The 6,484-nt window shown below is 51.7% G+C and carries 3 protein-coding genes and 3 pseudogenes; 4 read left to right on the top strand and 2 right to left on the bottom strand.

Annotation, left to right across the window (positions count from 1 at the left end):
• Positions 1 to 95: 95 nt before the first annotated feature.
• Positions 96 to 755, top strand: a pseudogene (locus BUC32_RS19755) (IS6 family transposase).
• A gap of 276 nt (positions 756 to 1,031) precedes the next feature.
• Here the strand turns inward: BUC32_RS19755 and BUC32_RS19750 are convergent.
• Positions 1,032 to 2,015 carry a hypothetical protein gene (locus BUC32_RS19750; protein ID WP_139280814.1) on the bottom strand — a complete coding sequence of 328 codons (984 nt, stop codon included), beginning with the start codon at positions 2,013 to 2,015 and terminating at the stop codon, positions 1,032 to 1,034.
• Positions 2,016 to 2,451: 436 nt separating this feature from the next.
• Between BUC32_RS19750 and BUC32_RS19740 the strand changes: the two are divergent.
• Positions 2,452 to 3,159, top strand: a pseudogene (locus BUC32_RS19740) (IS6 family transposase).
• A 267-nt stretch (positions 3,160 to 3,426) separates the two neighbouring features.
• Complete coding sequence (locus tag BUC32_RS19735) at positions 3,427 to 4,179, top strand: hypothetical protein (RefSeq protein ID WP_073257293.1); 753 nt, start codon at positions 3,427 to 3,429, stop codon at positions 4,177 to 4,179.
• 119 nt (positions 4,180 to 4,298) lie between these two features.
• Here BUC32_RS19735 and BUC32_RS19730 read toward each other — a convergent pair whose 3' ends face one another.
• Positions 4,299 to 5,981, bottom strand: coding sequence for a hypothetical protein (locus BUC32_RS19730; protein WP_073257290.1), 1,683 nt, complete (start codon positions 5,979 to 5,981; stop codon positions 4,299 to 4,301).
• Between the two features lie 420 nt (positions 5,982 to 6,401).
• Between BUC32_RS19730 and BUC32_RS21090 the strand changes: the two are divergent.
• A pseudogene (locus BUC32_RS21090) lies at positions 6,402 to 6,484 on the top strand (IS200/IS605 family transposase); the annotation flags it as partial.

Raw genomic sequence — 6,484 nt, 5'->3', positions numbered from 1 at the left:
CTACCGCCCTCCGGCTCCGGAAACCATCATACCAATGGAACTCAGGCCGATCATGCACTAACAACCAACTTGGACCCGTCAGATAGGGCTGCTCAATCCGTTTGGCGGTGATGCTTTACGTCCGATTTCCACTCTCGTTACGAAACGTAGAAGATCTTCTGCACGAACGGGGCATTGATGTAAGCCACGAAACTGTACGGTTTTGGTGGAACAGATTTGGCCCCATGTTTGCTACTGAAATACGCAGAAAACGGGTCAGCCGGATGCGATGTTACTCGAACTGGCGTTGGCATCTCGATGAGGTTTTCGTGAAAATCAACGGTGAACGACACTACCTTTGGCGCGCGGTAGATCACGAAGGGGAGGTGTTGGAAAGCTATGTAACGAAGCGCCGGGATCGCACTGCGGCCCTTAAATTCTTGAAGAAAGCGATGAAGCGATATGGACAACCGGAAGTCATCGTGAACGACAAATTGCGTTCATATGGTGCTGCGATGAAGGTTTTTGGCAACGCCTGGAAGCAAGAATCCGGGCGCTGGTAAAACAATCGCGCAGAAAATTCACATCTACCTTTTCGAAGGCGAGAGCGAGCGATGCACCGCTTTCGTCGTATGCGAAGTTTGCAGAAATTCGCCGCCGTTCACGCTTCAGTCTATAACCATTTCAATTCGGAGCGCAGCCTTTCCCAAAGAGATCATTTCAAGATGAACCGCACCGCTGCTCTTGCTGAGTGGCGCGGGCTTTGCGCGGCATAAAGGGATAGCCTCACTGGCCTAGTAGAGACTGGTTCGAATTGGTCTGACACCACCCATGGGTGAATTAGGACGTGGCCGTGAAGGCTATGGAAGGGCAAGAGCAGGGGAAACCCGACGCGCCACCAGTATGAAGCGAGAGAACTTCTAAGTAGGCTGAAGTAGAAAAGAAAAGGCGAGGCCGAAGCCCCGCCATTTGTTGTCTGACACATCACGTCGGAACTGATTTTCTAAAACTAGGCTCGCAAAAACGCGGCGCACACTTGATCCAGTTGAATGTTAGCCGTTTTCTTCCGTGTCTTGTATGTCTTCGTCCGAAGCATTCGTTACGGTGGCGTCAGAGGTATCTCCCGCGTCTTCTTCGTCAGACAAGGCTTCTTCTACTTGCGCGTCGGTAGGAAAGCTGGCTTGCACAGCGCCCAGCACATCTTGGGCTTCAATGCTCGTCGGATCTAAGGTCCCTTTGTAGCCCGATAGAACGGCGGCTTGGGCAACCGTCACGCTTTGTTCAGCCGCCAGTGCTTCTGCCTGGGCTTCCGCCAAAGCTGCCATCGTGTCTGGGTCTGTAGTGCCAACCAGTGATTCAGCCGCGGCTAACGCAATAGCTTCTTCACTTGTGGGATCGAGGGCACCCTCGGCATCTTCAGTATAACTACCAATAAGCGCAACAGCCGCCGCTAGGGCTTCCATTTCCGGACTAAGTGCTTCCTGTTGGCTCGCGTTATACTGAGCGACCGCCAATGCCGCAGCAACCCCAACCGTTCCATTGTAATTTCCGTTACGGATATGGGCGAGCTTTGCATTCACACTGGAATTAATCATCCCGTTGATTTTCCCAAGTTTACTTGGATGCATATGGTCTTTTGTTTTGCCAACAGTCTTCGTTCCAGACCTGGCCGCATTGCCATTGGCTTTGCCAGTGTTACCTTTTTCCTTTCCCTTAATGCCGAAGACGCCCAGTGCGCCTTTCAGCCCACCGCCAAATATGCCGCCGCCGGATTTCCCTTTACCGCTATTGCCTCGATTACCATTGGCGTTCGAACTTTTGCTAAAGCCCTTTCCACCCGACTTCCCGTTATCAGCTCCCTTGTCATTGCCACCGCCGTTGCCGTTTCCACCACCATTGCCACCGCCGTTTCCGTTCCCACCGCCACTTCCATTCTTGGCGACAGCAAAGTCAGCAGTCATGAGCAGCACTGCGGGAGCCGCTACAAATGTTGATAAAAGCAGGGATGCCATCCCAATTCTCAAGAGCTTTTTCATTTTAATCTCCCTTCCAGACGCAACAAAAGAAGTGCCAGTACTTCGATCCGATTTAGACATAACTGTCGAATTTGGCAGATTTGTGGCCGCCAGAGAAGCCTTCATCTCGGAAGCGAAAACGGCCGACTTCAAACTTAAAACAGTGGAAGTAGAGGAGCCTAAATGGTTCCGAGAGGTTCAACAACCGCGCTACTCGGCATTGGGCACACATAGCCTAGCTGGCGCTATGAACTTCAGCCCCTACTGGATTGGTGCTCCCATCTGCTCGAGTGAAACGCGGATTTCCCTGAATATTGCTGACAGGACATCCGGGATGGATTCGGCGGCGGCATCCAATGCCTCGTCCAGTTCTTCTTGAGGGATTTGAAACATCGAATTGGGTGATGCCAGAAGAAACTCGGTTGTGAAGGACAGGGCGGGGATTTAGCGTTGAAGCATGACAAAACGCTCCCCTTTTCGCTATTTCAAAACCAGCCCCGAGATTTTCCGCCTGGCAGTGATGCTCTACGTTCGTTTCCCGTTGTCACTTCGGAATGTGGAAGATCTGCTGCACGAGCGTGGCATCGATGTGAGCCACGAAACTGTGCGGTTTTGGTGGAATAGATTTGGCCCGTTGTTTGCATCTGAAATCCGCAGAAAACGGATTTTCCGGATGCGGTGTTACTCGAACTAGCGCTGGCACCTCGATGAGGTTTTTTTGAAGATCAACGGCGAACGACACTATCTTTGGCGTGCGGCGGATCACGAAGGTGAGGTGCTAGAAAGCTTCGTCACTAAGCGCCGGGATCGCACTGCGGCCCTTAAATTCTTGAAGAAAGCGATGAAGCGATATGGACAACCGGAAGTCATCGTGACCGACAAATTGCGTCCATATGGTGCTGCGATGAAGGTTTTTGGCAACGCCTGGAAGCAAGAATCCGGGCGCTGGTAAAACAATCGCGCAGAAAATTCACATCTACCTTTTCGAAGGCGAGAGCGAGCGATGCACCGCTTTCGTCGTATGCGAAGTTTGCAGAAATTCGCCGCCGTTCACGCTTCAGTCTATAACCATTTCAATTCGGAGCGCAGCCTTTCCCAAAGAGATCATTTCAAGCTGAATCGCACCGCTGCTCTCGCTGAGTGGCGCGGGCTTTGTGTGGCATAAAGGACAGCTTCACTGGCCTAGTTGAGACTGGTTCGAATTTGTCTGACACCACCCCGCACCGCTGCTCTCGCTGGGTGGCGCGGTCTTTGTGCCGCATAAAGGGCAGCTTCACTGGCCTAGCAGAGACGAGTTCGAATTGGTTTGTCACCACAAAAATTGTCATTTTTCTTCACAACGCCCCCTCATTTTTGACTTATTCAGCGCGCAAAAATCATTGCGAGGATCGTTGATCTTCCTTCGTTCCAAGGAAAATAAACAGGCCAAGCCATGAGTATTGCAAACAAATCAAGTGAACTCAGCCTTGTTAAGGAGTTCTCAAGGGGTGATAAATATTCAGTCACCAATTTTCAAAGCCTTCACAACTGCATCGAAATTGGCGGGCGGCCCTCGGTCGGCAACGCTCCTCGGCACGGCTTCCTGCAAAACGCATTTAGACGCAGTGCGCTGACATTTGGCATGCTGGCAATATTGGAAACAGGCGTTTCTGTTGCCGAAGCATCGCAGTCCGCCTCGGCAAATCCATTAGTTATTTATTCGGATAACGGTGGTAAGCTGTCCAAATACGCAGTCGCTGTATCAAATGCAAGGGCTATGAATACAAGCGTTAAAATCAAAGGCAAATGTCAATCCGCCTGCACCTTGTATCTGTCGATGCCACAGAGCCAGATTTGCATTTCGCGAGGCGCGTCCTTTGTCTTCCACAAGGCCCATGGTTCCTCTGCACGTCTCAACAACTGGGGGACTCAGTTTTTGTTGGCGAATTATCCGGCTTGGGTTCAAAACTGGATCAATTCTAAAGGCGGTTTGAGCAATAACCTCATTCGAATGAACTATGAGTATGCTTCGCGCTACCTACCGCCCTGCTCGACACAACAATCCAAGCAACGAAGGACCCTAGTCAGATCGGTAAAACCAAAAACTTCGGTCCAAACTCACGTGTCGGAGTTGGGCCAAGCCGACTTAGTGGCACGGGTTCCAACAAGATCTTACCTCCGGGAAAAGCACGCTGACCTGCGATAGCGGTGTGTAAACAGATAACGGTTGGTGGGTGGTTGAGCTTGTCCCGACTTAATTCCGGTGCGGGGTCCTTATACGTCCACACATGGCAATGCCTGCTCGATTTGCTGAACCACTAGAGTTCAGGCACCCGTTCCTTTATAATCAGCAGGCGAAAAATCATGCAAAATCTGCAGGATCGCCATCAATCCATGCTGCACATTATCAACTCGGATTTCATTATTGTAAACTGTCGTCCGCAAACCGCCGGAGACTTTTCCTCGTTTAGAGATATAGAACATGTCGGCCTCGCCGGAGAATTCCAACTGCATCAGACTGCGCAACCCGCGGGTGATTGAGGAACGGTACCGTTCCTGGCGACTGGTGTCACCGCTGCCGCGTGCAACCCGCCATGCCGCGATCATACCTTCCAAATATACTCCCGTCGCGGAGGCATGCGGTCGACCAAACTGCCGCCGCTCCGGGTCATAAAACCGGCCGGCGATGTCCGGCCAAACTGTTGAGTCCGCGACTTGCAGCCCGCAGAGCCAGTCTGACATCTCAAAGATCCAGTCGCGCAGATCTGCATCGCGCGTTTGCATCCAGACGGTTTCATAAGCCATCACATGCCAGGGCACGAACGCCGGGTTACGGTTGTTAAGGTGCCATTCACGGTAATGCGCCACAGATTTCATGATTCGGTCCAATAGCGTAGGGTCCGCCTCTTCAGCATATCTGCCCGCCAGATAGACCAGGGCCTCGCCTGGATAGAAGTTCTGGTTCCGATTCTCTCCCGGCGGGATTAGGAAGGACGTAAAGGACCCGTCCTCATGCCATAGATGCTCGACCGTGTTGCGCAGGCGGCGTTCCGTCTGTTCCAAGATGCGTTCCTTTGGATGCTCGCGGATTGCTAGCGCTGCGAGGGCCGCAGCACCCAGATTGGCCTCATCACCAAAATAAATGAACTCAAGATCTTCTTTGCGCGCGCCGAACTCTTTGAGATTGTAATGGATGTTCAGCAGGGCTCGCGCCGTCACATCATCATCTTCAAAATATCGGCCAATGCGGGCCAGCGCGACAGAGGCCATCCACTGGCGGATCATGTTATTTGCCGTCGATTCCTCTCCCCGACTGGGCCAGTACTTGTATGTCATGCGGCCATTTTCATTAAGATTGGTCAGCATCCAGTCCGACATGCGCCTTGCAAGTGCGGCCGTAGTCTCTGCCGTGACCTCGTCCTGAAGAACAACCTTGTTGCCTCGGAAAAGCCGCACCGGAGGCTGACCCTCAGTTAGCGGCACCAAAAAACACATAGCTTCAAACCTGCGGATGATAACTGGTTTAGCCTGCCGAACGGGTCTTTTTACTTCTTCGGCGAAGAACGTCTCAATGATCTTCTTGAAAGGTAAGTTAGTCGCGATCATCTGGGTAGGTGCATAGCGCGTGACCCTGTCGCCCGAGGTAAGCTGGATACCAATGCGCCCACGGTTGAGGTTATTAAAGATCTGTCCGGTTTTATCTGCATCAACAGGCCGGAAAAGATAAGAAAAGACAATTTCGACTGTGTCTGGGTGTGACGCTGAACCGAGATTTTTAAGCGCACTGGCAATAGCCGATGCAAGAGGATCTTGAGTGCGCGCTACAGGTGACCAAGCATCCGCAAGGCGTTCCCCGTTGCGTCGCAACGCGACATATACCGCTAGATCACCCGGGAGGTTTGCAGGCTGTGGCGGTGCCTGCTCCTTATTCACCAGAAACCGAACACGTGCCAGAGACTCCGCAAATGCGTTATCATCGGAAAACATAGCGTCAACCGGCCCTTTCATACGGAATTTTCCTTTTTAAGGCGGAGTGGGATCGTCCCGTCATGCCGCTTAGACCTCTACATCATCCTTCTCATACTCTAATCCCGCGTGATAGGCGCGGTTTGTAAGATTGTTTTTGTTTTTCTGTACCGATTATGACACGGGCGGGTCACTTGGAGTTGTCTTGCGGTGTGGCTCCGGGTTTTGCAGATTCTGAAAGTTGGGAAATTTCGGGGGGTAGTTCAATTTGAACATAGTCAATCGAGATTATGAAACCTGATCAGGCTCAGGTATGGACGCGTAGAATTAATTTTTCCACTTAATGGAGATAAACCACCGGCTTCTAGCCGGTCCGCTTCAGCGAATCTGTTGCTGATCTTCTCTCCTGTATTTTGAAGCCCGCTAAAGGCGGTATGGCTTCAAAATACAGGAGAGAAGATCATGCGATACTCATCCGCCGCGCACACGCGATTTTACCACAGGTTCCACGTCGTGTGGGTCACTAAATATCGTTACAAAGTTCT

The sequence above is a fragment of the Shimia gijangensis genome (assembly GCF_900142085.1).
Classification (GTDB): domain Bacteria; phylum Pseudomonadota; class Alphaproteobacteria; order Rhodobacterales; family Rhodobacteraceae; genus Shimia; species Shimia gijangensis.
The sequence above is the reverse complement of the archived record's forward strand: the minus strand, read 5'-3'. Positions and strand labels throughout refer to the sequence as shown.